General features: G+C 61.3%; 27 protein-coding genes and 1 riboswitch. Of the genes, 13 read left to right on the top strand and 14 right to left on the bottom strand.

Annotated features, from left to right (window positions below; all coding sequences use genetic code 11):
• Window positions 1–21 precede the first annotated feature (21 nt).
• The 4 genes from smpB to prfB are packed head-to-tail and all read right to left on the bottom strand — an operon-like array spanning window position 22 to window position 3,259.
• Window positions 22–519, bottom strand: coding sequence for an SsrA-binding protein SmpB (gene smpB, locus HMPREF3145_RS07095; RefSeq protein WP_070422550.1), 498 nt, complete (start codon window positions 517–519; stop codon window positions 22–24).
• A 15-nt stretch (window positions 520–534) separates the two neighbouring features.
• Window positions 535–1,437: a permease-like cell division protein FtsX gene (gene ftsX / locus HMPREF3145_RS07090; protein WP_070422549.1), complete on the bottom strand. Its 903-nt coding sequence runs from the start codon at window positions 1,435–1,437 to the stop codon at window positions 535–537.
• 2 nt (window positions 1,438–1,439) lie between these two features.
• A complete protein-coding gene (gene ftsE / locus HMPREF3145_RS07085; RefSeq protein WP_070422548.1) occupies window positions 1,440–2,132 on the bottom strand; it encodes a cell division ATP-binding protein FtsE in 693 nt (230 codons plus the stop codon).
• A gap of 17 nt (window positions 2,133–2,149) precedes the next feature.
• The gene (gene prfB / locus HMPREF3145_RS07080; RefSeq protein ID WP_070422547.1) at window positions 2,150–3,259 is read right to left on the bottom strand and encodes a peptide chain release factor 2; all 1,110 of its coding nucleotides are present in this window, start codon (window positions 3,257–3,259) and stop codon (window positions 2,150–2,152) included.
• Window positions 3,260–3,316: 57 nt separating this feature from the next.
• Window positions 3,317–3,428: riboswitch (TPP riboswitch) on the top strand.
• Here prfB and thiC point away from each other — a divergent pair.
• A complete protein-coding gene (thiC, locus tag HMPREF3145_RS07075) occupies window positions 3,426–5,255 on the top strand; it encodes a phosphomethylpyrimidine synthase ThiC (protein WP_070422563.1) in 1,830 nt (609 codons plus the stop codon). (Overlaps the previous riboswitch by 3 nt.)
• A gap of 7 nt (window positions 5,256–5,262) precedes the next feature.
• Window positions 5,263–6,057, top strand: coding sequence for an inositol monophosphatase family protein (locus tag HMPREF3145_RS07070; protein WP_246817538.1), 795 nt, complete (start codon window positions 5,263–5,265; stop codon window positions 6,055–6,057).
• A gap of 53 nt (window positions 6,058–6,110) precedes the next feature.
• Here the strand turns inward: HMPREF3145_RS07070 and HMPREF3145_RS07065 are convergent, their stop codons facing one another.
• Complete coding sequence (locus tag HMPREF3145_RS07065) at window positions 6,111–6,986, bottom strand: chymotrypsin family serine protease (RefSeq protein WP_070422546.1); 876 nt, start codon at window positions 6,984–6,986, stop codon at window positions 6,111–6,113.
• Between the two features lie 132 nt (window positions 6,987–7,118).
• Between HMPREF3145_RS07065 and HMPREF3145_RS07060 the strand changes: the two genes are divergently transcribed.
• Genes HMPREF3145_RS07060 through HMPREF3145_RS07050 form a run of 3 tightly spaced genes read left to right on the top strand, consistent with a single transcriptional unit; the run spans window position 7,119 to window position 10,055 of the window.
• A complete protein-coding gene (locus HMPREF3145_RS07060) occupies window positions 7,119–8,333 on the top strand; it encodes an amidohydrolase (RefSeq protein ID WP_070422545.1) in 1,215 nt (404 codons plus the stop codon).
• A 35-nt stretch (window positions 8,334–8,368) separates the two neighbouring features.
• Entirely contained in the window at window positions 8,369–9,646 is a 1,278-nt protein-coding gene (locus HMPREF3145_RS07055) for a DUF418 domain-containing protein (protein WP_083279440.1), read from the top strand.
• Window positions 9,621–10,055, top strand: a complete 435-nt coding sequence (locus HMPREF3145_RS07050) for a GNAT family N-acetyltransferase (RefSeq protein WP_070422544.1) — start codon at window positions 9,621–9,623, stop codon at window positions 10,053–10,055. Before HMPREF3145_RS07055 ends, HMPREF3145_RS07050 begins: the two co-directional genes overlap by 26 nt.
• Here HMPREF3145_RS07050 and HMPREF3145_RS07045 read toward each other — a convergent pair.
• Entirely contained in the window at window positions 10,052–11,788 is a 1,737-nt protein-coding gene (locus tag HMPREF3145_RS07045) for a BCCT family transporter (protein ID WP_083279439.1), read from the bottom strand. The two genes, HMPREF3145_RS07050 and HMPREF3145_RS07045, sit on opposite strands and share 4 nt — an antisense overlap.
• A gap of 42 nt (window positions 11,789–11,830) precedes the next feature.
• Complete coding sequence (locus HMPREF3145_RS07040; RefSeq protein WP_070422543.1) at window positions 11,831–11,998, bottom strand: glycerol dehydrogenase; 168 nt, start codon at window positions 11,996–11,998, stop codon at window positions 11,831–11,833.
• Window positions 11,999–12,070: 72 nt separating this feature from the next.
• Between HMPREF3145_RS07040 and HMPREF3145_RS07035 the strand changes: the two genes are divergently transcribed.
• The 8 genes from HMPREF3145_RS07035 (at window position 12,071) to HMPREF3145_RS07000 (ending at window position 17,894) form a co-directional block, all read left to right on the top strand.
• Window positions 12,071–13,006 carry a cation diffusion facilitator family transporter gene (locus tag HMPREF3145_RS07035; RefSeq protein WP_070422542.1) on the top strand — a complete coding sequence of 312 codons (936 nt, stop codon included), beginning with the start codon at window positions 12,071–12,073 and terminating at the stop codon, window positions 13,004–13,006.
• A gap of 34 nt (window positions 13,007–13,040) precedes the next feature.
• On the top strand, window positions 13,041–13,712 hold the full coding sequence (locus HMPREF3145_RS07030) for a thiamine phosphate synthase (RefSeq protein ID WP_070422560.1): 672 nt from the start codon (window positions 13,041–13,043) through the stop codon (window positions 13,710–13,712).
• Window positions 13,712–14,779, top strand: coding sequence for a glycine oxidase ThiO (gene thiO, locus HMPREF3145_RS07025; RefSeq protein WP_083279438.1), 1,068 nt, complete (start codon window positions 13,712–13,714; stop codon window positions 14,777–14,779). The genes HMPREF3145_RS07030 and thiO overlap by 1 nt, the downstream gene beginning before the upstream one ends.
• Complete coding sequence (gene thiS, locus HMPREF3145_RS07020) at window positions 14,770–14,964, top strand: sulfur carrier protein ThiS (RefSeq protein ID WP_070422540.1); 195 nt, start codon at window positions 14,770–14,772, stop codon at window positions 14,962–14,964. Before thiO ends, thiS begins: the two co-directional genes overlap by 10 nt.
• Window positions 14,965–14,966: 2 nt before the next feature.
• Window positions 14,967–15,758 (top strand): thiazole synthase, encoded by a 792-nt coding sequence (locus HMPREF3145_RS07015; RefSeq protein ID WP_070422539.1) that lies wholly within the window; start codon window positions 14,967–14,969, stop codon window positions 15,756–15,758.
• A complete protein-coding gene (locus HMPREF3145_RS07010; RefSeq protein WP_246817536.1) occupies window positions 15,759–16,859 on the top strand; it encodes a ThiF family adenylyltransferase in 1,101 nt (366 codons plus the stop codon).
• Between the two features lie 17 nt (window positions 16,860–16,876).
• A complete protein-coding gene (locus HMPREF3145_RS07005) occupies window positions 16,877–17,326 on the top strand; it encodes a hypothetical protein (RefSeq protein WP_070422538.1) in 450 nt (149 codons plus the stop codon).
• Window positions 17,327–17,498: 172 nt separating this feature from the next.
• On the top strand, window positions 17,499–17,894 hold the full coding sequence (locus HMPREF3145_RS07000; RefSeq protein ID WP_168162455.1) for a hypothetical protein: 396 nt from the start codon (window positions 17,499–17,501) through the stop codon (window positions 17,892–17,894).
• 28 nt (window positions 17,895–17,922) lie between these two features.
• Here the strand turns inward: HMPREF3145_RS07000 and HMPREF3145_RS06995 are convergent, their stop codons facing one another.
• The 7 genes from HMPREF3145_RS06995 to HMPREF3145_RS12120 all read right to left on the bottom strand — a co-directional run bounded on the left by HMPREF3145_RS06995 (window position 17,923) and on the right by HMPREF3145_RS12120 (window position 24,180).
• Entirely contained in the window at window positions 17,923–18,438 is a 516-nt protein-coding gene (locus HMPREF3145_RS06995; protein WP_210384171.1) for a purine-cytosine permease family protein, read from the bottom strand.
• 280 nt (window positions 18,439–18,718) lie between these two features.
• Complete coding sequence (locus tag HMPREF3145_RS06990) at window positions 18,719–19,300, bottom strand: NADPH-dependent FMN reductase (protein ID WP_022862715.1); 582 nt, start codon at window positions 19,298–19,300, stop codon at window positions 18,719–18,721.
• Window positions 19,301–19,340: 40 nt separating this feature from the next.
• Window positions 19,341–19,613, bottom strand: coding sequence for a hypothetical protein (locus tag HMPREF3145_RS11680; RefSeq protein WP_133065267.1), 273 nt, complete (start codon window positions 19,611–19,613; stop codon window positions 19,341–19,343).
• Window positions 19,594–20,619, bottom strand: coding sequence for a class 1b ribonucleoside-diphosphate reductase subunit beta (gene nrdF, locus HMPREF3145_RS06985; protein ID WP_034666259.1), 1,026 nt, complete (start codon window positions 20,617–20,619; stop codon window positions 19,594–19,596). The genes HMPREF3145_RS11680 and nrdF overlap by 20 nt, the downstream gene beginning before the upstream one ends.
• A gap of 51 nt (window positions 20,620–20,670) precedes the next feature.
• Window positions 20,671–22,866: a class 1b ribonucleoside-diphosphate reductase subunit alpha gene (gene nrdE, locus HMPREF3145_RS06980; RefSeq protein WP_052205721.1), complete on the bottom strand. Its 2,196-nt coding sequence runs from the start codon at window positions 22,864–22,866 to the stop codon at window positions 20,671–20,673.
• Window positions 22,867–22,933: 67 nt separating this feature from the next.
• Entirely contained in the window at window positions 22,934–23,383 is a 450-nt protein-coding gene (nrdI, locus tag HMPREF3145_RS06975) for a class Ib ribonucleoside-diphosphate reductase assembly flavoprotein NrdI (protein WP_052093126.1), read from the bottom strand.
• 116 nt (window positions 23,384–23,499) lie between these two features.
• Window positions 23,500–24,180 carry a metal-dependent transcriptional regulator gene (locus HMPREF3145_RS12120; RefSeq protein ID WP_022862719.1) on the bottom strand — a complete coding sequence of 227 codons (681 nt, stop codon included), beginning with the start codon at window positions 24,178–24,180 and terminating at the stop codon, window positions 23,500–23,502.
• Window positions 24,181–25,243 lie beyond the last annotated feature (1,063 nt).

Genomic DNA, 25,243 nt, shown 5'->3' with positions numbered 1-25,243 from the left:
GCCCCCACCGTACTGAAAACGCTACACCTTGATGCCCTTCAGCTTGCGGCCCAGCTCACGGGTGATTTCGCGGTCCTCGGTGCGTCGCTTGATGGCGCGGCGCTTGTCGTAGTCCTGCTTACCTTGGCCGAGGCCCAACTCGACCTTGGCGCGGCCGTCCTTGAGATAAAGCGATAGCGGGATCAGGGTGCGGTTGCCGTCGCGGACTTTGCCCTCCAGCGAGTCGATCTCGCGGCGGTGCAGCAGCAGTTTGCGGGTGCGGCGCGGCGGGTGGTTGGTCCAGTGCCCCTTGGAGTATTCGGGGATGTGCATGTTGCGCAGCCAGACTTCACCGTTGTCGATGGTGGCAAACGCCTCGACGAGCGACACCTTGCCCTCGCGCAGCGCCTTGATTTCGGTGCCTTGCAGGACGATGCCGCACTCCCAGGTGTCCAAGATGGTGTAGTCATGGCGAGCTTTCCGGTTGGTCGCCAGGACGCCGGTGTTGGAAAGCTTCTGCTTTTTCTTCTTCTTGGACATAGGCGCTCGAGTGTACTACTTCCGCACGTAGGAGCGAAGTGCCACCTGGGCTGCGAGGCCGCCGAGCACCATGGCGACGAGCCCGGTCAGTGGCATAACGGCCCACACTGCGGAGTCTGGGACGCGGGCGATGAGTTGGGATGCGTAGAGGTCGCCGAGCAGCGGGTCCACCAGGAACTGCTTGCCGGCCCACACGCCGAAGGTGGCCAGCACCGCGCCGAGCAGCACGGAGATCACGGCCTCGAGCACGAACGGGGCCTGGGTGTACCAGCGCGAGGCGCCGACCATGCGCATGATGCCGATCTGTTCGCGGCGGTTGAACGCGGCCAACTGCACCATGTTCGCGATCAGGAACACAGCGGCCAGCGCCTGTGCGGCGGCGATGACGAAGGCGGCGTTGCGGAACGTGTTCAGCGTGCCGGCGGCGGAGCGCACGGTGTCGGCCTGGTCGGAAATGACGGTGACCTGCGGCATCTCACGGATCGCGTCAAGCGGTGCCGTGTCTGTCGGGTCCTCCAGGCGCACGTGCAGCGCGGCCGGAAGCGCATCCGGGGTGGTCTCACGCACGAGTTCCGGCTCGGCATCCTGGAACAGTTCCACGAACCGCTCGTAGGACTGCTCGCGGGAGCGGAAGGTGACTTGCTCGACGCGGTCGTCGCCCTGCAGAGTGTCGCGCACCTGCTTGCAGGCGTCGGTGGAGCAGTCCTTGTCGTTAGCGGAAATATCCTCGTCCAGCTCGACCATCACTTCGACGCGGTCGAGGTAGAGCTTCTTCGTATCGGCGGTGGCCTGCGAGATCAAAATGCCGGTGCCGACGAGCGCGAGCGAGAGCGCCGTAGTGATCACCAGCGCGATGGTCATGGTCAGGTTGCGGCCGAGCCCTTTGAAGCCTTCGCGGAAGATGAAATTCCAGTTCATGGTTACTTCCTCACATCCCCGTAGACGCCGTTTTGTTCGTCGCGCACGACCTTGCCCAGTTGCAGTTCGATGACGCGTTTGCGCATGTCATCCACCGCACGCGCGTTGTGCGTGGACATGATCACGGTGGTGCCCATGCGGTTGATGCGCGCAAGCAAGGCCATGATTTCGTCGGCGGTGCCTGGGTCGAGGTTGCCCGTGGGCTCGTCGCAAAGCATGAGCTTTGGCTTATCGACGAACGCACGCGCAATCGCAACACGCTGCTGCTCACCACCTGACAACTCGCGCGGCATACGATTCGCCTTCGCGCCGAGGCCGACAAGTTCGAGTGCCTCCGGCACGAGTTTGGCAATGCGGTCCTTCGGCTTGCCGATCACCTCGAGCGCAAACGCCACATTGTCGTACACGTTGAGGTTGGGCAGCAGGCGAAAGTCCTGGAACACGTAGCCGATGGACTGGCGCAGTGTGTTGATCTGCTTGCCGGACAGTGCGTTGACGTGGAAGTCGCCGAAGTAGATGTCGCCGGAGGTGACGTTTTCCTCGCGGATCATCAACTGCAAGAACGACGATTTGCCGGAGCCGGACGCGCCGATCAGGAAGACGAACTCGCCGTCTGGGATCTCCAGGGTGACGTCGTTGAGCGCGGGGCGCGTGGACGTCGGATACGTCTTGGTCACATGGTCGAATCGGATCACGCGACACACCTTACCCGTTACTGGTGTGACTCTTGTTGCTGCTGTGCCATACGCCAGCGGATGCCGGCCTCCAGGAAGCCGTCGATGTCGCCGTCGAGCACCTTCTGCGGGTCGCCCACCTCATAGTCGGTGCGCAGGTCCTTGACCATCTGGTACGGGTGCAGAACATAGGAGCGCATCTGGTTGCCCCAGCTGGCGTTACCACCCGCACCGAGGGCGTCCATTTCCGCCTTCTCCTCCTGGCGCTTCTTCTCCAGCAACTTGGACTGCAGCACGTTGAGCGCCGAGGCCTTGTTCTGAATCTGGGACTTCTCGTTCTGACAGGTCACCACGATGCCAGTCGGAATGTGGGTGATGCGCACCGCGGAGTCCGTGGTGTTCACGCTCTGCCCGCCCGGGCCAGAGGAACGGTAGACGTCCACGCGGATGTCCGAATCCGGGATGTCAATGTGGTCGGTGTGCTCCACGACCGGAAGCACCTCCACCTCGGCGAACGAGGTCTGGCGGCGGCCCTGGTTATCAAACGGGGAGATACGCACAAGGCGGTGCGCGCCCTGCTCCACCGACAACTGGCCGTAGAGGTAATCGCCGTGCACAACAAAGGTGGCGGACTTGATGCCAGCCTCCTCAGCGTAGGAGATGTCGTACACATCCACCTTGTGGCCAGCCTTTTCCGCCCAACGCACGTACATACGCATGAGCATCTCCGCCCAGTCCGCCGCGTCCACGCCACCGGCGCCAGAGCGGATGTTGACCACGGCCTCGCGCTCGTCGTATTCGCCGGAGAGCATGGTCTGCACCTCAAGCGAATCGATTTGCGCTGCCACGTCCGCCAACTCGTCGTCGGCCATCGAGGGGTCGCCTTCTTCTTCGGCGAGTTCGTACATGACCGGCAGGTCGTCGATACGCGAGCGCAACGACGTGACCTTCTTCAACCGCGACTGCACATTGGAAAGCTCAGTGGTCACCTGCTGTGCGTGCGCCGGATCGTCCCACAGAGACGGGTCGCCGGCTTGGGCCTCGAGTTCGCGGGCGCGCTCGCGGAGCACGTCGAGGTCCATCACCTTCTCGATAGTGGAAAGTGTGGACGAAAGATCCTTAATCCGCGCTTGAGTCTCGGGCTGCATAACCGGGAAGTCTAGCGAACTGCCTGACGCAGCCACCACGACGGGATAGAGTGTGCTGCGACCCCACACGGGCGCCCGAGGCATCGGGCTGAGATCGCGCTACGCCTGCGCGAGCACCGTTCGAACCTGTCTGGTTAGCACCAGCGAAGGAAGTAAGGAGAAGGTCGTGCCTGAAACGCATGCCGATATTTATGCCCAGGAAATCCACCCCAAGCACGCATACGCGCCGATTCTGAAGGCCGGGCTGGAGGTTCCGGAAACCGCGATCCACCTGGACGACTCCCCTACCGGCCCCAACGAGCCGTTCAAGATCTACCGCACCCGCGGCCCCTGGGCCGAGCCGGAAGTTGGCCTGCCCAACCTGCGCGGCGAGTGGATCACCGCCCGCGGCGACGTGGAGGAATACGTCGGCCGCGAGCGCAATTTGCTTGACGACGGCCGCGCTGCCGTCCGCCGCGGCTCCGCCAGCGAAGAGTGGCGTGGCGCCTCCCGCAAACCGTTGCGTGCCAAGCCGGGCAAGCGTGTCACCCAGATGGCCTACGCCCGGCGCGGCGAGATCACCCGCGAGATGGAATTCGTGGCGCTGCGTGAACACTGCGACGTGGAGAAGGTCCGCGCGGAGGTTGCCGCCGGGCGCGCGATCATCCCGAACAACGTCAACCATCCGGAAAGCGAGCCGATGATCATCGGCAACGCGTTTCTGACCAAGATCAACGCCAACATCGGTAACTCCGCCGTGACCTCCTCCATCCGCGAAGAGGTGGAGAAGCTGCGCTGGGCCACCCGCTGGGGTGCCGACACCGTCATGGACTTATCCACCGGCAACGACATCCACGCCACCCGCGAGTGGATCCTGCGCAACTCCCCCGTGCCCATCGGCACCGTGCCTATCTACCAGGCGCTAGAGAAGGTTGACGGCATCGCCGAGGATCTGACCTGGGAGATCTTCCGCGACACCGTCATCGAACAGTGCGAGCAAGGCGTCGATTACATGACCGTCCACGCCGGCGTACGCCTCCCCTTCGTGCCGCTGACCTCCAAGCGCGTCACCGGCATCGTCTCTCGCGGCGGCTCCATCATGGCCGGCTGGTGCCTCGCCCACCACAAGGAATCCTTCCTGTACGAAAACTTCGACGAGCTCTGTGAGATCTTCTCCCAGTACGACGTCGCATTCTCGCTTGGCGACGGCCTCCGCCCCGGCTCCGTCGCCGACGCCAACGACGCCGCCCAATTCGCCGAACTCAAAACCATCGGCGAACTCTGCCGCCGCGCCTGGGACTTTGACGTCCAGGTCATGATCGAAGGCCCAGGCCACGTGCCCCTCAACATGATCCAGGTGAACAACGAGAAGGAACAAGAGTGGTGTGGCGGCGCGCCGTTCTACACGCTTGGCCCCCTGGTCACCGACATCGCCCCTGGCTACGACCACATCACCTCTGCCATCGGCGCCGCCAACATCGCCGCCGGCGGCACCGCCATGCTCTGCTACGTCACCCCGAAGGAACACCTGGGACTTCCCAACCGCGACGACGTGAAAACCGGCGTGATCACCTACAAACTCGCCGCCCACGCCGCCGACGTAGCCAAGGGTCACCCCGGCGCCCGCGACTGGGATGACGCCATGAGCAAGGCACGCTTCGAGTTCCGCTGGCACGACCAGTTCGCCCTCTCCCTCGACCCGGACACTGCGCAGGCATACCACGACGAAACCCTGCCGGCCGAGCCCGCGAAAACCGCCCACTTCTGCTCCATGTGCGGACCGAAGTTCTGCTCGATGCGCATCAGCCAGGACATTCGCGACGAGTTCGCCGACCAAATCGCAGACCTCGGCATGCCGTCATTCGACTTCTCGGGCGGTGCTGGCGGCGCTGGCGGTGCTGGCGGTGCAGGCCCCGACGCCAAGGCCGGCGAGCGCGAGATGGCTCAGGAGTTCCGCGACTTAGGCTCCAACGTCTACCTCCCCGAGACCCGCGAGGGTGCGCCGACTGCGCCATAATGGCGGCGTGACTGAAGCATTTATCAACGCACACCGTTCCTCCTCCGACGCCGAACTGGCCGCCGCGCTTGTCCAACACGCCGGCGGCCTTGCCCTTCGCATGCGCGCCGAGGGCCTGGGCACGGAGTTCAAAACCTCCGTGTCTGACGTGGTCACGGAAGCGGATCGTGCCGCGGAGCGTTTCGTCGCCAGCGCGCTCGAGGCGCTTCGCCCCAACGACGGCGTCATCGGCGAGGAGGGCGCCAACCGCCCCTCCCGCACCGGCCGCACCTGGGTGATCGACCCCGTCGACGGCACCTACAACTTCTCGCAAGGCTCCGACTACTTCTGTTCGGCGCTCGCTCTTATCGACGACTCCCCGTCCCCCACCCCAACCATCTCCGCCATCCACCGCCCTGCACTGGACACCACCTGGGTCGCCGCCGACGGCGAGGCCACCCGCAACGGCGTTGCCCTGCCCGACCTCGAGGACGCCCCGCTCGCCGAAAGCGCCCTGGTGACCTACCTCCACCCGACCTTTATGTCGGATGATGCCGTTCGCGAGCCCTGGCTGCGCGTGGTTTCAGGCGCCGCCACGATCCGTATGCTCGGCGCCGGCTCCGTCGACCTTGCCAATATCGCCGCAGGTCAAATGGGTGCGTGGATGCAGCACTCCGTCCCCGACTGGGACTGGCTGCCCGGCAAGGCGCTCGTTGAGGCCGTCGGTGGTCGCTGCGTCAAGGTCGACGCCGGCGGCGTGACCTGGTGCGTGGCGGGCAACCCCCAGGTGGTCGACGAGGTCGCCGTCCGCCTCCGCGCCTAGCGGTCTTTGCCTCCCCGCGACTCCTCCCCGCGACTCCCCCGAGCCCACGAGATCTACGGGAGGCGGAACCCACCATTCACGGACGGCAGGACCGAGTCCAGGCGCGCGGAGGCGGTCGGCGCGTGGATCGGGCCTTGCAGCGGGCTGTGGCACGCGATGTCGAAAGGTGCGCGCCAGGTGCCGCCGTTGACCATGGCGATGACGCGGTCGCCGACCATGAGTGGGGCGCCGGAGTCGCCTTGCATGGCGCAGACGTGGTTGACGTTGTGGGTGTCCCAGTCGGTGAAGGTGGGTGCGCAGGTGTAGCCGGAGGCGACGCCTTTCTTGCACACGGTGCCGCCGGGGCGGACGGGGGCGCCGCCGACGTGGTTGGCGGTGATGCCGTCGTAGGTGCGGGTGACTTCGGTGTTTTTGTCCAGGGTGATCACGGCGAAGTCTTTTTGTTTGTCTACTTGGGTGATGGTGCCGGTGGTGCCGAGTTGGGGTGCGTCGGCGGATTTGACCTTGTCGCCGACGTTGCCGCAGTGGCCGGCGGTGAGGGCGACTTTTTGGCCGCGGTCGTTGTAGCCGGCGACGGTGGCGGTGCACATGAATTCGGAGCCGGGCGTGTTGCCGACGTAGAGCGGGGTGCCGGGTCCGTAGAGGGCGTTGCCGCGGGCGCGGGCTTGGTCGGCTTCGGCGGGGACGCGTGGTGCGTCGTGGAAGGATCCGGGGACGCGGTGGAGGACGCGGTCGGCTCCGGGTTTGCCGGCGAGGGCTTTGGAGATGATGTCGGTGCGCCAGAAGTAGTTGGGGTCGGCGGTGTCGACGGGCGCTGCGTTTTGTGCCATCGCGGGCGCGGCACCTGCGCTAAGAGCAGGCGTGACGACGAGCGCGAGGGCGGAGACGGCGGCAGCGACAATGGTGCGGGCCGATGGGAGGCGGCGCATACTTATCCCCTATCAGTGTTTCGAAGGCGCGTGAAGACAACTTTTGCCACAGTAATCACTTGGGCAACATTGGCACCATTCAACCATACGAAGACCCACCCGGGGGTGCTTTAGGGCACGTAAGGTAGGCCCATGGCTGACTTACCGAAACTCACTGGACGCCTCGCTGGTTTCGAGGACACGATCGACAAGACGCGCGACAAGCGCGAAGACCTTTACAAGTGGTTCCACCAAAACCCGGAGTTGTCGATGCAGGAGTTTGCTACCTCGCAACGCATTGAGGAGGTACTCACCGCGATCGGTTACACCGTCACGGCGGTGGGCAAGACGGGCAAGGTCGGCGTGCTGGAAAACGGCGAGGGTCCGGTGGTGTGCTTCCGCGCGGATTTCGATGCCTTGCCGATAAGTGAGGCGACCGGCCTGGAGTACTCGGCGGACCCGGCGCTGAACCGGATGCATGCGTGTGGCCACGACATGCACACGACTGCTCTGTTGGGTGCGGCGGAGGCGTTGGCGCAGCATAAGGACCTGTGGTCGGGCACGTTTATCGCCCTGTTCCAGCCGGGTGAGGAAACCGGCGCGGGCGCGGTGGATATGGCGCAGGCGGGTTTGGCGGAGAAGATCGTGAAGCCGGATGTGGTGTTGGGCCAGCATGTCGGCCCGTGGATCGACGATTATGGCGTCGGCGCACTGTCCGGCCCGGTGTTTTCCACGTGCGTGCAGACCAAGATCACGATTTTCGGCCGCGGCTCGCATGGTTCGATGCCGCAGCATGGCATCGACCCGGTGGTGCTTGCGGCGAAAGTGATCATGAGCCTGCAGACGATCATCTCTCGAAACATCGATCCGCAGGAGATGGGCGTGGTCACGGTCGGCGCGGTCCACGGCGGCGATTCGCCGAACACGATCCCGGATTCGGTGGAGCTCAAGGTGTCCACGCGTGCGTTTACACAGGAGATTTCGGACAAGCTTAACGACGACATCAAGCGCATCGTCCAAGGAGAATGCGCCATTGCGGGCTGCGATCGGGAGCCCACCTTCGAGGTCATTGGCGGCGCGCCGGTGTTTAGTAACCACGAGGAGCCGACGGAGAAGGTCATGACGGTGTTCCGCGAGCAGTTCGGTGAGCGCGCGGGCAACTTCGGCCGGCTGTCGGGCTCGGAGGACTTCCCCACCATCGCCGAAGCCTGGGGCGTGCCGTACTTCTACTGGGCGGTAGGCAGCAAGAAGGAAATGGAGGGCGCTCCGGCGAACCACTCGCCGGTGTTCGCGCCGGATTTGGATCCGGTGTTGGATCATTCGACGCGCACCATTTTGGCGGCGGTGTCGCCGTGGCTGATGCCGTAGCGCACGTGTCGGGCTAGCCGTGTAGGTTGAGCCGCATGACTTCGCATGCGGCACCGCACCCGAACCAGCAACCCGCGCAACCCCAGCAACCCGCGCAGCCCCAAACACAGCGCCTGATCGTGCCTGATCTGGCGCGCGGCACCGCACTGCTTGGCATCGCGATGGCCAATGTGGCGCAGACGTGGATCACGAATGATTGGTCTGAGGACCAGTCGCGTGCGGGCTGGTCGGTGGGTGGTGTCCGCCCGGACAGCGTCATCGACCAGGTCAGCGCCGTGTTCGCCGCGATGTTTATTCACGTGCGCGGGCTGCCGATGTTCTCCACCCTGTTGGGGTTCGGCTTCGGGCTGGTGGCGGCCAGTCTCTACCGCAAGCACTATCCGTTGAAGGATGCGCGGCGGGTGTTGGTTCGTCGATACGCAGTGCTCGCGTTGTTTGGTTTGGCACACATGCTTGGCCTGTTTTATGGCGACATCATGCTCACGTATGGCCTGGTGGGCATCTTGTTGGCGTGGGGGTTGTCGTGGTCGACGAAGACGTTGCGCATTGTGGCGTATTCGATTCTGGGCCTGTTCACCACGTTCGGGGTGTTAGGTGGCGTCTCGGCGTTTTTCTTCAATTCTTCGGAGGCGATCATACAGCCGGATCCGACGATCACGTTTGATACGCCAGCGGCATATTTCTCCTCAAACCTGCAGATGGCGGTGGGCATGTTGGCCATGCAGCCGTTTGCTGTGGTGCAGTTGTGGGCGTTGGCGATTATTGGGTTTGTGTGGGCGCGGGAGCGGGTGCTTGTCGACGTCACCACGCACCGCAAAACCCTCATCACCTGGACCGTTATCGCCGCGGTGATCATCGTCGGCATCGGCCTGCCGTGGGGTTTGGCGGCCGCGGGTGTGCTGCCGGCACAGTGGGAGCTGCCGCTGTTCATCCTGAACCAGGCGCTGGGCTACCTCACGGGCCCGGGCATCCTGGCGGCACTCGCGCTGGCCACGCACCGCCTGAATAACAACGTGCCGGGGTGGGCGCGGACGTTCGTGGCGTTGGGTAAGCGTTCCATGTCGGGCTATCTGGCACAGTCGGTGCTGTTCATCGTGCTGTGCACCCCGGCGTTTCTGGGCATCGGCCTGGACACCACGGTGACCGGCAAGCTGGGCATTGGCCTGCTGGTGTGGGCGATCACGCTGGCGCTCGCGGTGCTGCTGGAGCGCGCCGGGAAGCAGGGTCCGTTTGAGTGGGCGCACCGCCACCTCTCGTATGGCAAGACAGGAAGGATTGAGCCGAAGCATGATCAGGTTTCTATCGCTGGATGAGATGACGCCGCGCCAGGTCCACCAGTTGTACAAGTTGCGGGTGGATACGTTCGTGGCGGAGCAGCAGTGCCCGTACGCGGAGATCGATGATCAGGACGCCAGCCCCGAGACGAAGCACATCCTCGCATTGCTTGACGACGACACCCTCGCCGGCTGCGCCCGCGTCTTCCCCACCGAGACGGGATCGCGCTTTGGGCGTTTCGTGGTCCATCCCGACCACCGCGGCTCGGGCCTTGGCCCGGAGATTGTGCGTGCGGGTATCGAGTACACGGAGCGCTTCCCCGGAGATTTGATCATCGAGGCGCAGGCCGGCCTGGTCGGCTACTACGAGCAGTTCGGGCTCGTCGCCGAGGGTGAGGAGTTCCTGGATACCGGAGTTCCCCACCGCAAAATGCGGATCAAGCGCTAATCCTGGCGGCGCTCGTCGACAATGGTGTCGCGCTCGCCGCGTTCTAGCTTGAAGCCTTCGGGGAACTTCCAGGAGTCGTCCTCGGCGTCGTATTCGAGTTCGGGGCGCTCCACCTCGTTGCCTTGCGAGTCGTAGCCCGGCGCGGGTTTGTTTTCGCCTTCTTCGAGTTTCTCGGCGGTGTCGGTCTTCTCCCAGGTGCGGGAGCGGGTCTTGCGGGCGGCGGCGGAGTCGTCGCTCATGGCCTTGACCAGGGAGTACATCATGACGAAGTACATGAAGAAGAACGGCAGGGCGATGATGATCACGACTTGTTGGAGGGCGTTGATGCCGGAGTCGTTGATAAACAGCAGCGCGCCGGTGACCAGGCCGACGGCGACCACCCAGCCGACGCGGTAGTAGGTGGGTGATTTGTTTTCCTCGCCGGAGGCGAACATGTCCATCACCAGGGCGGCGGAGTCCATGGATGTGACGAAGTAGAACACGATCACGATGAGGGCGACGGTGCCGGTGATGGTGTACAGCGGGTAGTCCGCAAGCAGGCTGAACAAGGCTTGTGGGGTGTCGCCGTCTTCCACCACGGGTTTGGTCAGCACGCCGGGGTTGTGTTCTTCCATGTCGATGGCGGCGCGGCCGAAGATGGAGAACCAGATCAGGTCGAACGCGGTGGGCAAAAGCAGGGTGCCGCCGATGAATTCACGGACGGTGCGGCCGCGGGAGATGCGGGCGAAGAACATGCCCACGAATGGCGACCAGCAGATGGTCCAGGCCCAGTAGAAGGCGGTCCAGGTGGCGTGCCAGCCGGGGTTGTCGTTGTAGGAGTCGACCCAGAACATCAGCTCGGGCAGGGATTGGGCGTAGATGCCGAAGGATTCGGTAATCTGGCCAAGCAGCTTCAGGGTGGGGCCGGTGAGCAGCACGAAGAACATCAGGGCGATGGTGCCGGCGATGTTCAGATTGGACAGGATTTTCACGCCTTTGTCCAGGCCGGTTGCCACGGAGATGGAGGCGGCGATGGTGATGCCGCAGATGATGGCGATTTGCACCGGGGTGACCAGGGGCACGTCCCAGAGGATGTTCATGCCGGCGGAAATCTGCAGCACGCCCAGGCCGACGGAGACGGCGAGGCCGAAGACGGTGCCGATGATGCCCAGGGCGTCGAGAAGTTTGCCCGGCGCTTCGTACACGCGGCGGCCGAGCAGGGGCGCGAACATGGAGGACATTCGCGCGGGCATTTTGCGCTTATAGACGAAGTACCCCACCGCCAGACCAGGCAAGGTGAAAATCACCCACATGTGGATACCGAAGTGGTAGTAGGTGAACTCGAACGCCTGGATGATCGCGTCGCGGCTCATCGATTCGTAGCCGCCGCGTGGCGGGTTGAAGGCGTGGTTCAGTGGCTCGGCGGCACCCCAGAACATGAGTGTTGCGCCCATGCCGGCGGCAAAGAGCATGGCGAACCAGACGGGGTATGAGTATTCGGGTTCATCGTCGTCGTCGCCAAGCCGCAGGTTCCCGTAGCGGGAGACGAACACACAGATCAAAAAGACCAACGTGGCGGAGATGCCGCCGACGTAGAGCCAGGTGAAGTGGTCCATGAGCCAGCCGGAGACGGCGGCGTAGGTCTTGCGGGCGGTATCGCCAAACGCGATGGTGCCCGCAACGAAGATGAGGATGAACCCCAAGGCGGAGAAGAAAATCAAGGGGTCTGAGTGGAGACGGCGTGTGCGCGCCATAAGGGGTGTTCCTAACTGGTGGGAAACAACAACGCGCCCGGGTTACCGCCCGGGCTTGATCAGTGCACCGGCGGCAGAGGAGGTCACAGCGGACCCGATAAGTACTCCGACGGTGTAAAGGATGCCGGTGACGCCGAGCATTTGCAGCAGCCAGCCAAAGAACAGCGCGCCCACGACGGCACCTGCGATTGCGACGACCCAACGGCCCATGGTGTGTTCCTTTCAATGAGACAGCATTGACGTGGACAACCAGCGTACGCAAGTGCTACGATTCGTCCCGCTATGAATACCCAAGAACCCGCCTCTACCAGGGCAGCTGTTGATGAACAAAAGCTTTTAGAGCGCTTCATGTGGCTCTCCATCGGCGCTACCATTGTCACGATTGTGCTGAAGGCAATCGCGGCGTGGGTGACGGGTTCTGTGGGTTTCTTATCGGACGCGTTGGAGTCCGGGATCAACCTCGTCGCAGCCGCCGTGGGCCTGTGGGCGCTGAAGCTTTCAGCCAAGCCGGCGGACGACAACCACAACTTCGGCCACTCCCGCGCCGAGTACTTCTCCGCCCAGGTGGAGGGCACACTCATCCTGATCGCCTCTATAGTGATCATTTATACGGCGGTGGATCGCCTGATCAACCCGGTACCGGTGCAGCAGCTCGGCATCGGCCTGGCGTTCTCTATCGTGGCCACGCTGTTGAACCTCGGCGTGGGTGTCGCGCTCATCCGCGCGGGTAAGAAGTACCGCTCCACCACTCTGAACGCGGACGGGCACCACTTGATCACGGACGTGTGGACCACGGTGGGCGTCATCGTGGGCATGGCGCTGGTGTGGCTGACCGGCTGGCAGCCGCTCGACCCGATTGTGGCGCTGCTGGTTGGTCTGAACATCTTGTTCACCGGCTACAAACTGCTCAAGGGTGCGATCCTGGGGCTGCTATCGCACACGCTGCCTGAGGATGAGCAGAACGTCGTCCATAACTTTCTGGATGCCTATGCCAAGGACAACGGCGTGACGTTCACGTCCGTGCGCACGGCGGAGGCTGGCCGCGACCGCTTGGTCAACCTGGTCATGCAGGTGCCAGGCTCCTGGACGGTGGATCACTCCCACGATCACGCGGATGCGGTGGAGGAAGGCATCGCCGCAGCGCTTGGTGGCGCGGAGACGATCGTGCACATCGAGCCGCTAGGCCATCCGACACGCACCGGCCCGCTACAGATCTAATCCGCATAGGGTGATGTGCATGGATTCGCAGCTTATGGGCAAACCCGAACTCGACCTGCGCTGTTACTTTGTCACCGGTCAGGGTGACGACATTGTGGAGCGCGCCCGCGCCGCCGCGGCTGGCGGTGCTGGGGTTGTGCAGGTGCGCTCGAAGCCGATTAGTGCGCGCGACCTGTACAACCTCTCGCGCGATGTGGCCGAGGCAGTGCACGAGGTGAACCCGAAGACGCAGGTGCTTATCGACGACCGCGTCGACGTCGCCTTAGCACTGCGCGACCACGGCATCGCCGGCGTGCACGTGGGCCAAGACGACCTGGACGTTAAGGTAGCGCGCGACCTGCTCGGCCCGGACGCGATCATCGGCCTGACCACCGGCACGATGGAGCTGGTTCAGGCCGCGAACGCATACAAAGACGTGATCGATTACATCGGCTGCGGGCCTTTCCGCGACACTCCGACGAAGGACTCGGGCCGGCCTCCCCTGGGCTTCGGCGGCTACCCGCCCCTAGTGGCGGCTGCCCAGGTGCCGCTGGTGGCCATCGGGGACGTGACGGTGGACGATGCGTACCACCTGGCACTTGCGGGCGTGGACGGGTTGGCCATTGTGCGCGGCATCATGCACGCCGATAATTCCCAGGACTATTGCGAGCGTGTGGTCGCGGAGTTTGAAAGGGGCCAAACGGACCGGGCAAAAGCGCTACCCTGATCGCTGTGAATATCTCGGTTGTCGGTGCGGGCATCATCGGTCTGTCTACTGCGCTTACGTTGGCGGATCGGGGCCATACGGTCACGGTGTACGACCCGGCGCCGGCGTCGGGGGCGTCGCATTATGCGGGTGGGATGTTGGCGCCGACGGCGGAGGTCGTCTATAAGCAAGACCCGCTCTTTCCGCTGATGGCGGCGTCTGCGGAGCTCTACCCGGACCTGATCAAGCTCACCGCGAAGTACTCCGATTTACCTACCGGCTATCGCACGGAGGGCACGCTGGTGGTCGCGCGCGATGTGGCGGACAAGACGCACCTGACGGAACTCAGCGAGTACCAGGAAAAGCACGGTATGGCGGTGGAGAAGGTGACTACCCGCCAGGCGCGTGGCCTGGAGCCGGCGCTCTCCCCTGCCATTAATGGTGCGGTGCGGATTGCAGGTGACCACCAGGTGCAGCCGCGCTTGTTTACCAAGGCGCTCATGGATGCCTGCGCGAATGCCGGGGTGACCTTCAAGGCCAAGCGAGTGGACAACGTGGAGCAGTTGGACGGGGATCAGGTGGTCGTCGCTAATGGTCTGGGTGCTCGTGACCTTGTGCCGTTTCTGGATCTGCGCCCGGTGTACGGCGACGTGCTGCACGTGCGCGTGCCGGAGCACCAGTACCCGCTGCTGAACCATGTGGTGCGCGGGTTTGTGGAGGACCGTCCGATCTACCTCATTCCGCGCGAGGACCACACGCTGACTATCGGCGCGACCACACGCGAGGACGGCCGCGACCAGCCCCAGGTGCAGGGCGTTCACCAATTGCTGCGGGATGCGATTGAGGTGGTGCCGGCGGTTGAGGAGTGCGATTTCCTCGAGGCCGGCGCCGGCGCGCGCCCGGGTACGCCGGATGACCTGCCGTATATCGGTCGTATCGACGAGCGCACCGTGGTGTCCACCGGTTACTTCCGGCACGGGATTCTGTTGGCGGCGTTGGGGGCTCGGTGTGGTGCTGGGGTCGTCGAAAAGCAAGCACCATTCATAAACTTATCCGCATGCGACCCGAGGAGGCACGAATGCAACTAACGCTCAACGGTGAGAGGACCACCACCGAAGCCACGACTGTGCAGGAGTTGGTGGCAGAGGTCGGCGCGCCTGAGGCCGGCACCGCCGTGGCGGTGGACGGTGAGGTCGTGCCGCGCTCGCAGTGGGGGCGGACGCTTATCGACGACGCAGAGGTGGACATCCTCACCGCCGTTCAAGGAGGCTAGACGTGCTTGAAATTGCTGGTCAGCGGTTTGAATCCCACCTGATTATGGGCACGGGTGGGGCGAGTTCCTTTGACATGCTGGAGCGCGCCCTGATGGCATCTGGAACGGAGATGACCACGGTGGCGATGCGCCGCCACTCGGCGACAACCGGTGCGGGCGAGAGCGTGTTTGACCTGCTGGGGCGCCTGAATATCCGTCCGCTGCCGAACACCGCGGGCTGCCGCACGGCGCGCGACGCGGTGATCACGGCGAAACTCGCGCGTGAGGCGCTGGGCACGGATTGGGTGAAACTAGAGGTCATCGCGGACGACCGCACCTTGCTGCCCGACGTGGTGGAAACGGTCGACGCCTGCGAGATGCTCGTAGACGAGGGCTTTACGGTGCTGGCGTACACCTCAGACGACCCGGTGGCCGCCAAGCGCCTGGAGGATCTCGGTGCTGCGGCGGTGATGCCGTTGGGCTCCCCGATTGGCACTGGCCTGGGCATTTTGAACCCGCACAACATTGAGTTGATCTGCTCGCGCGCGCAGGTGCCGGTGCTTATCGACGCCGGCCTGGGCACCGCATCCGACGCCTCCCTTGCCATGGAACTCGGGTGTTCGGGCGTGCTGCTCGCCAGCGCGGTGAACCGTTGCCAGGACCCGGTGACCATGGCGCACGCGATGCGCCACGCGGTGGAGGCCGGCCGCCTGGCCCGCGCTGCTGGGCGCATCCCGAAGCGCGAGCACGCCGTGGCATCCTCCACCTTCGACGGTTTGGCCAGCTGGGCCGACTGGGAAGACGCGGTGCTCTAAGTGCTCCCCCACGACGAGCTCAAGCGCACCGCGCGCCAGATGAACCTGCCCGGATTCGGCCCGGAGCAGCAAGAACGCCTATACGACGCGCACGTGTTGGTCATCGGCGCGGGCGGCCTGGGCTGCCCCGTCATGCAGACGCTGGCCGCCACGGGCGTTGGCAACATTACGGTGTGGGATGACGATACCGTGGACATCACCAACATCCACCGCCAGATCCTCTTCGGCGCCGAGGACGTCGGCCGCAGCAAGGTGGAGGTGGCCGCAGAGCGCCTGCGCGCGCTCCAGCCCGGCATCACTGTCACGCCGGTGAAGGATCGCCTGACCGCCGACAACTTCATCGAGGCCCTTGACGGCATCGACTTACTTATCGACGGCTCAGATACCTTTGCCACCAAATTCCTCGCCGCCGACGCCGCCGAAATCACCGGCACGCCGCTGCTGTGGGGCTCGGTGCTGCGCTACCGCGGCGACATCGCTCTGTGGCACTCCGGCCCCGGCGCGCCAGAGGGTGGCGTGGGCATGCGGGACCTCTACCCCACCCAGCCGGATGCGGATTCCGTGCCGGATTGTGCCACCGCGGGTGTGCTCGGCGTGACCACCTCCGTGGTCGGCTCGCTGATGTCCACCGAAGCCGTGAAGTTCCTCACGGGCATCGGCGAGGCGGAGATCGGCCGGCTGCACATGTACGACGCGCTGACCACCACCATCCGCCGTTTCACCGTCCCCCGCGACCCGGCGCGCCCACTGACCACGCGCTTGAGCACCTACACCGACGCCTGCACCGTGAGCACCGAGGGGCGATTGCTTTTCGACGACATCACTACCCGCAAAGCTCACGCCCTGGACATCCGTGAACCCCACGAGCGGGCGATTGCGGACCTGCCGGTCAACTCCACTCACCTGCCACTGACCCAGATCGAACGTGACCCCGAGGCGGTTTCTCGCGCGCTGTCGCAGTACGCCGAAGGCGACGACGTGGTGGTCTATTGCGCCGGTGGAGTGCGTTCTGAAAAATTTGTGAAAACCTATGCGGAACAGGCGAAACAGCATGGGATTGTGCTGAAATCGCTGCCAGGAGGCGTGCAACGCTGGGGATAGCCTGGAATACTTCTGTTATGCAGATCACACGTACAGCCCCAGTAACCGTCGCTGCCGTCGCGATCCTTACCGCCACCGCAGCCCTCGCCCCCTCCGCCGCCGCACAAAACAACGTCGGTACCTACTCCAACCAGAACGGCAACGTGCGTTGCGAGTCCTACCAAGTCGGCGGCGAAACCAAAACCATTTGCGTCTCCGACACCGCCCGCAAAACCCAGCCGGAGTGCAACCCTCCAGAGCAGCTCATCCCCGCAGTGTCCATCAGCCGAGGCTTTACCGGCACCCACTGCTGGAACCAAGGCTTTGTGGGCCAGCCGAAGAAGCTCAACCCGCTGCAGGTGCAGCGCTTCGGCTCCGCGTTCATTGTCCCGGGCTTTACCGGTGAGCTCTACGTCTTCGACACCGCCAACATCGCGCTCGTGCGCGCAGGTTCCACGAACTCCGTGATCTGGAAGTTGCAGCGCTAACCACAAACCACACATCCGTTCGAGAATCCGCCTCCCGGTGTCGGAGGCGGATTTATAATGTCTCCTTGTCCGAACACAACCGAATAAGGAGGCGTTGTTGGGCGAACTGCTCAAAGCCGCAGTGGGGTGCATTGAAGCCCCGTCCCTATTTCCCCGAGAACTGAAAATTTTGATGCAGGTGGCATTGCTTGCCGACGACACCACTGGCCCCACCCTTACCCCCACCGGCACCGTCCGTCAGGCAACAGCGGGCCGGGTGGAAAACTTCGGTGGGCCCAGCATGACCAACTGGCTCAAGCGCGACATCATCGATGCGACACTGCCCACCTTCACCGGCACGGGTTGGCTCCAGGAGGTCCCCGGCCCGGAGAACGACGGCGCTTACCAACTCAACCTGACACGGTTGAAGCGGCTACTCGACGAGGCGGAGGCGCACCTTGCCACCGGCGAGCACGACCAGGAAGCCCTCGAGCATGCGGATCGGGAACTGCCCGGCGACTTCGACACGGCACCCGAAGACCTGGCCGAGCAGGTGGATCGGATCCTGGTCAGCAACCCGGCGCGCTAGGACGCCGGGGCATAACCGGGCACAGCGCCTAGGCCGCAGTCCCCTCTTGGCGGCGGATGCGGCCGCGGCGCCCAAACCACGCCGCCACAAACGAGAGCACGAGTGCGACGAGCACACCGAGGTTCGCGTCCGCCCAGTGCTCCCCAACCAGCGGCAGGAAGTATCCCTGCCAGTTGTTCCAGGAAGCTTCCTCCGCAAACATGTTGGCCACAAGACCCCACCCGATTACCGAAGCCACGGCAAGAATCCCGATCGAGGTCCAGTCCACGGCGCCGTAGCGACCTGCCGAATCGTACAACGCCGGCTCGTCGTAATCCTTAGTGCGGGCGAAGATGTCCGCAACGAGAATGCCTGCCCAGCTAGCCAGCGGCACGCCGAGGGTGATCAGGAACGACTGGAACGGCCCAAGGAAGCTTTGGGAGACGAAGACGACCCAGATGGTGCCGATGGTCAAAATGACGCCGTCGATAGCTGCAGCCGCCGGACGCGAGATCTTAATCCCAAGGGTGAGCAGCGTCAGGCCCGAAGAGTAGATGCCCAGCACCCCCCGACGGCGGCAAGCCGTAGATGGGGGTCTCCCCTGCCCTGTATGGCCCTGTAGCGGCCTAACAGGATGTCGCCAGGGTCAGTGTCCAGCGACAGCGCTAAAACCGCTCTAATTCAGCGAAAATCGAAGAATTAGAGCGGTGTTTTTTGAAGCGTCCTGGGTTCAGATTCAGGTAACTCAAGGATGAGTGTGAATCCGGGGTTTGTGTCTTTGAGAAGGCCCTTTAGAAGCCTTCAAGTACTTCGTAGAGGGCGGTGGCTAGGGTTAGTCGCCGTCGCTAGCTGTGCTTGGCTGTTAATGTCATGTCGACCAACTGCAGGAAGCGTATAACGTAGTCTTTGACAAAGCCTGCGGTGCCTTCATTGAGATGGCCGGAGTCTTCGAAGAGGGTGGGGGATTGGCCAAGGAATACCTCGGGCTGACCAGGAAGCGGCATATCGAAGTAGGACAGGGCGAGCCGGAGGTTCTTCTGTGAACTGTAGCCGCCCATGCGGCCTACAGAGTGACTGATGATACCTGCGGGAAGGTTCTTCCAAGCCACATCCGAGTTGGGCTTGGAACCGATGTCCACTGCATTCTTGAGACAGGCAGGGATAGTACGGTTGTTTTCCGGGGTAACAAAGAGGACGCCGCTCGAGTTCTTGATGGTGTCGCGGAAAGTGGTGTACTCAGCTGGAATGGGCTTGTCCGTGACCGAGGGGTCATCGTAGTCGAAGTCATAGAGCGGCAAGTCACGGATTTCAACGATGTCTGCCTGGTAGTTTTCAGGGATCATTGTGAGCACTTCGTGTGCAATCTTGCGCGCAAATGAGCCGCGGCGCAGGCTGCCGACGATAACACTAATGCGTGGGGTGGTCATAGGAAGTCCTTTCTTCTTAGTTGGGCGTAGGTACGTGCGATCAAGGGAGAAAAGGCTTGCAGCCAAAGGCAGGCGGTGGCCCGGCGGCGTGGGCGGCAGTAAGAAAGTTATCCACTTTGTCTTCTTCATGGCGGAAGTACAGTTCGATGAGTCCTAACAGTCCCCCGAGGACGGCCTCCCGTGCGGCGGACGTATCCAAAAGCCGCATGGCTGCTGGTTGGTTTCCTTCGCGGATGGCTTCAAACAGCGCGATGGTCTCAAGCCAGCTTCCTTGGTCTGGTCGTGGAAACGGTTTAGAAATCCCAGTCATCATCACTCGTTTCTTCAGCGGTGCCAATGACATAGGAGGAACCGGAGCCGGAGAAGAAGTCATGGTTTTCATCTGCTCCAGGTGCTAGGGCAGCGAGGATTTCCGGGTTCACTTCCGTTTCTTCAGGTGGGAAGTAGTCCGGATAGCCCAAATTCATGAGCGCCTTATTGGCGTTATAGCGAACGAATACAGCTACATCATCCATGAGCCCCAACGGCTCATATAGCTCGCCGGAATAATCCAGCTCTAGGGCATAAAGCTCTTCGAGCAAGGAAATAGTGAAATCATGCATCTCCTGTTGCCGTTGTGGAGCAGACGTTTCCAGTCCGCGCTGGTACTTGTAGCCTGAGTAGTAACCGTGCACTGCCTTGTCACGCAGAATGAGGCGAATCATGTCTGCCGTATTTGTCAGGGTGGCGTGGACGGAAAAATGCAGGGGAAGATAGAAACCCGCGTAGAGAAGCAGCGAGGAAAGCAGCGTCGATGACACTTTGCGCTTGAGTGGATCGGGTCCAAAATAATGAGTGAGCACTTTTTTGGCGCGTGCCTGGAGAAGGTCATTATTCACCGCCCAGCGGTATGCCTCATCAATTTCTTTCGTACTGCTCAAAGTAGAAAACACTGAAGAGTAAGAACGGGCATGGACTGATTGCATGAAGGCGATGTTGGTATACACGGCCTCCTCGTGCTCGGTGCGGGCATCTTGGATCTGACAGATTTCGCCCACAGTGGCCTGGACGGTGTCCAGGGTGGTGAGTCCCGTGAACACCCGCATGGTGAGGTTGCGTTCCTCCGGTGTCATCCTCTGCCACGCCGGGAGATCGTTTGAAAGTGGAACCTTTTCTGGCAACCAAAAGTTGGCGGTGAGGCGGTTCCACACTTCAAGATCCTTCTCATCGCTCACCCGATTCCAATTGATGGCGCGGATGCGGGCTGAAGGGTCATGCCGGTAACTTGGCGGCGTAACTGAGATGCTGGTTAGCTCAGCAGTGTTTGATGTTGAAGACATAGCTTCTTTCTTTCTTGATGGATGGTTGTGAATGAAGGAAGGACCGTGTTCCTACAGAGCACAGGAAACGCAGCCTTCGACCTCGGTTCCCTGGAGTGCAGGTTGGCGTAAACGGATGTAGTACAAGGTCTTGATTCCGGCTTTCCAGGCATAGATTTGTGCCTTGTTGATGTCCCGCGTAGTGGTGTCAGCGGTGAAGAACAAAGTCAGGGAAAGCCCTTGGTCCACGTGTTGGGTGGCCATAGCGTAGGTGTCGATGATTTTTTTGTACCCCACGGTGTAGGAGTCATCGAAATACTCCAAGTTGTCGTTGGTCATTTCCGGTGCGGGGTAGTACACGCGCCCCAAGCGGCCTTCCTTGCGTATTTCAATCTTGGAGGCAATCGGGTGTATGGACGCGGTGGAGTCATTGATGTAGGAAATTGATCCAGTGGGTGGAACTGCCTGCAAGTAGGCGTTGTAGATGCCGTCTTGCATCACTTGGTTCTTGAGCCGTAGCCAATCCTCGCGTTGAGGAATCTGCACGCCAGCCTCATGGAATAGCTGTTTTACGTGGTCAGTGGCCGGCGCCCAGTCTTGGTCGATGTACTTGTCGAAGTAGACGCCAGTGGCATAGGTGGATTCTTCAAAGCCAGTGAATCGTTGACCTTTCTCAACCGCTAGCGCATGGGATGCACGGAGCGCATGATAGGTCACGGTCAGGAAATAGATATTTGTAAAGTCCAGTGCTTCGGCGCAGCCATAAGGAATACGCTTGGAAGCCAGGAAACCGTGGAGATTCATTTGACCCAACCCGATGGCATGCATGGATGCATTACCGTGAGCGATGGAAGGAACAGCTTCGATATTTGTTAGGTCTGAGACCTTCGTGAGAGCGCGCACCGCGGTTTCAACAGTTTCCCCAAAGTCCGGTGATTCAAAAGCTTTAGCGATGTTGAGCGACCCTAGATTGCAGGAAATGTCCTGGCCAACGGTGGTGTAGTTACCTGAGGCGCCGTAGGTGGATGGCGTGTTGACCTGGAGGATCTCACTACACAGATTGGACATATTGATATGTCCTTTGAGGGGATTAGCGCGGTTGACCGTATCCTCAAAGAGTATGTAGGGGTATCCAGATTCAAACTGAAGCTCAGCCAGCGTGGTGAAAAACTCGCGGGCCTTGATAGTCGTATGAGAAATTCGCGGATTGGAAACCAGCTCGTCGTAATACTCGGTGATAGACATGTCAGACATGGCTACGCCGTACTCGCGAGCGATGTCATACGGGCTAAAAAGATGCATATCCTTGTTCTCTTTGGCCAGCTGGAAGGTTATATCTGGAATAACAACTCCCAGCGAAAGAGTCTTAATGCGGACTTTCTCATCGGCATTTTCCCGCTTGGTATCCAGGAAACGAAGAATATCTGGATGGTGCGCATGTAGGTAGACGGCTCCAGCGCCCTGTCGAGCGCCCAATTGGTTGGCATAGCTGAAGCTATCTTCCAGAATTTTCATGACTGGGACTACGCCGGAAGCTTGGTTCTCAATCTTTTTGATTGGGGCTCCGGATTCGCGCAGATTGCTCAGTAACAAGGCCACACCACCGCCGCGTTTTGAAAGCTGCAGTGCAGAGTTCACGCTGCGGCCAATGCTTTCCAAATTGTCTTCGATGCGAAGGAGGAAGCAGGAGACCATTTCGCCACGCTGGGCTTTTCCTGCGTTGAGAAAAGTAGGGGTGGCGGGCTGGAAGCGTCCGGTCATGATGTCATCCACCAGCTTCTCCGCAAGCTCTTCATCGCCCTGTGCAAGGTACAAAGCTGTGGTGGCGACGCGTTCTTCGTAGCCTTCCAGAAATCGCGAGCCATCAAAGGTTTTCAGTGCGTATGAAGTAAAGAACTTAAATGCGCCGAGGAAAGTGCGGAACTGATGCTTGGCTCGGTGGGCTCTGTCGTACATAGTGCACAGAAAATCGTCATCATAAAGCTCAAGGAATTCCCGCTCGTAGTATTCGTTATCAACCAACCACTCCAAGCGCTGCTTGGTGGATTCAAACTGATGCATGCGGGGAGTGACATGGTGCGCTAAAAAGTCTTGTGTTGCCTCAATGTCCTTGTCGAACTGGATTCTTCCCGAATCGTCGAATAGGTTCAGCTGCGCGTTGAGTGCATGGTAGCTCTTGCGCTTACCGACACCGCCGGCATCGTCTGCTGAAGCGGTGCGGGGCGTAGGGCCAATGGGCTGTGTGGGGGTGGCCTTAAGTGGCGGCATTGTGGTTTCCAATCTGTGTGTTGCGGATGTGGTCTTCATTTTGTGGGAAATCAATGGGGTGTAATTGTTAGTTGCTTTGCTGCTCCCAAAACTTGTGAAGGCCCTGCTTTACAGCGGCAACGTCCTTCTGCGTGCCGAGTAGCTCGAAGTGATACAGCTCTGGAACGTGGCACTTAGCGGAAATGATGCGGCCGGCGACGCAGTAAGCGCTTCCGAAGTTGGTATTGCCTGAGGTAATCACGCCCCGGATAAAGGAACGGTTGATTGGGTCATTGAGGAAGTCGATGACCTGTTTGGGGACTGCGCGTTTGAGCGAGCCACCGCCGTAGGTTGGAACGATGAGTACGTACGGGTGTGAAACCTGGATCATTCCGGTTTTCTTGGGCCGCAGTGGAATGCGCACTGCGGGTCTATCTAAGCGTTCGACGAATCTTTTTGTGTTTTCAGAAACGCTAGAAAAGTACACCAAATCTGGTGAGTCTGACATGACAATCCTGCTCATCCTGGCCTTAGCCATAAGTGGGATAGGTGATGATCGAAAAGATTAACTACGTACTACCGTAGTTGCAAACTACGCCGCACCGTAGTTTTTAAAAGGGCAGGTAGGGACAGGATTAATGAGAAAGGGAAAGACTACAGGCTGTGGTGTGCTACAAACACTGCGTCCGTAGCTGGGCGCCCAAGTACTACCCACTGAGTACTGTCGGCTACCTGTACTTCGAGCGATTCTGAAAAGGGCGTTCCTTCGCGCGTGGTAAGAACAGCCCCAATGACGATGCCTTGCTCTTTGAGGAAGGCCAGCAGTTGTGGGTCGGAATCAGAAATGCGTTCCACGGTCACCTGCGGTTGTGCGCCGCTGTCGGTGAGACGGTGCGCACTGGGGATAGTGACCTGTCCATCAACCGTAGGGATAGGGTCGCCGTGTGGATCCCTAGTGGGGTAATTGAGGAACTTATCCACGCGCTCTATGAGCATGTCAGACACCGCGTGTTCAAGATTTTCGGCTTCATCATGGACCTCGTCCCACGTATAATCCAATGCTTGAACCAAAAAAGACTCAAGCAATCGGTGGCGGCGCACCATGACCAATGCGTACTGCCTGCCAAGTTCGGTTAACTCCACAGAGCCATAGGGCGTGTGTGACACGAGCCCTTGCTTCGACATTTTGCGCACTGCATCGGAGACCGAGGAGAGCTTGAGTCCCAGCTGTTTCGCTATAAGTGTGGCGGTAACGGGCTCGGATGACCATTCCTTTAGCCCCCAGATAGCTTTCAAATAGTTCTGGGTACTGGTGGACAGCTCAGAAACAGACATGAGTAAATGTTAACCCAGCTTCCGTATGCGCCTTAGGCGCTGTGCTGTTGCGACCGGTTATTTGGTAGCAGTGTCGTGACTATCCGGTAGCGCTTCAGTGAGTATCCGGTAGCGGCTCAAATTGCATTCGGTGATGGTTCCCGTATCCGCTTCATTCGGGTGCGGCTCGTTCCGGATGAAGTCCGCTTTTGAAACTGGAGCTATGCCGCGGAAGCCTCTACTGTCGGCGCGACTCTTCGGCACTAGATTGAACCCAGCCCGGTTGCAGTTCACCTCGCTTCAGGAGCGGCCCAAGCCCATCCTTGATGCACGACGCTTCGGGGGAGTTGGTACCGCGGTTCCGCGTAGTTGGTACCGGTGCTCCGCGTACTTGGTACTGCAGGGCGCTTTCATAGTTCATGCTTCAAGTACCGTGTTTCGGTGAAGCTGTGACAGCGCGACCTGTCATAAGAAGGAGACGCCTGGAGCCTGCTCGCGAACTGCACCGCTGTCTCGATTCCAGGCCGACAACAGTGGTCGTGGGACTTTCTGGGGAGCCCGGGCCCCGAGCGTTCTCAGCACCGAAGACTCGCTGGACCGTTGTGGGCAGTTGCGAATAACGCTGACGGAGAGCCGGCTGCAACATAGCGGACACCGAAGCCGCATAGAAGTCTTCACCATGCGCAAGGACACCCCCAGTGGCCTGCTCGAACGAGTAATGCCTGCAGCCGGGGTCATACAGTCGGCCCGGCTCGGCTGTCCAGGTACCAACTACTCGGAACGCGGCAGTACCGAGCCCTCGGAGCGCCGGCATCAAACCCGCCCCTGTCAACGCGGCCATCCCTGGATCCTTGACAGACCCGCCGCCCGTGCCGAGCCTAGGCGAGCCTCCGCTACCGGATACTCACTCAGGCGCTACCAGATACTCACCACACCGCTACCATTTCAGTCTTCTAAACAGTGCCCCAACGCTCATAGCGAACAGAGGCCAAGTTTGAGAGGAATGCCGGTAAGGTGGGGCCAGTTAAAGCATTCTTCACTTGAAGTGCCCCGGGTTTTGTTCCTAGGCATTTGCCTTGATTTC

Source organism: Corynebacterium sp. HMSC05C01 (assembly GCF_001807155.1).
GTDB classification, from domain to species: Bacteria; Actinomycetota; Actinomycetes; order Mycobacteriales; family Mycobacteriaceae; genus Corynebacterium; species Corynebacterium coyleae.
The sequence above is the reverse complement of the archived record's forward strand: the minus strand, read 5'-3'. Positions and strand labels throughout refer to the sequence as shown.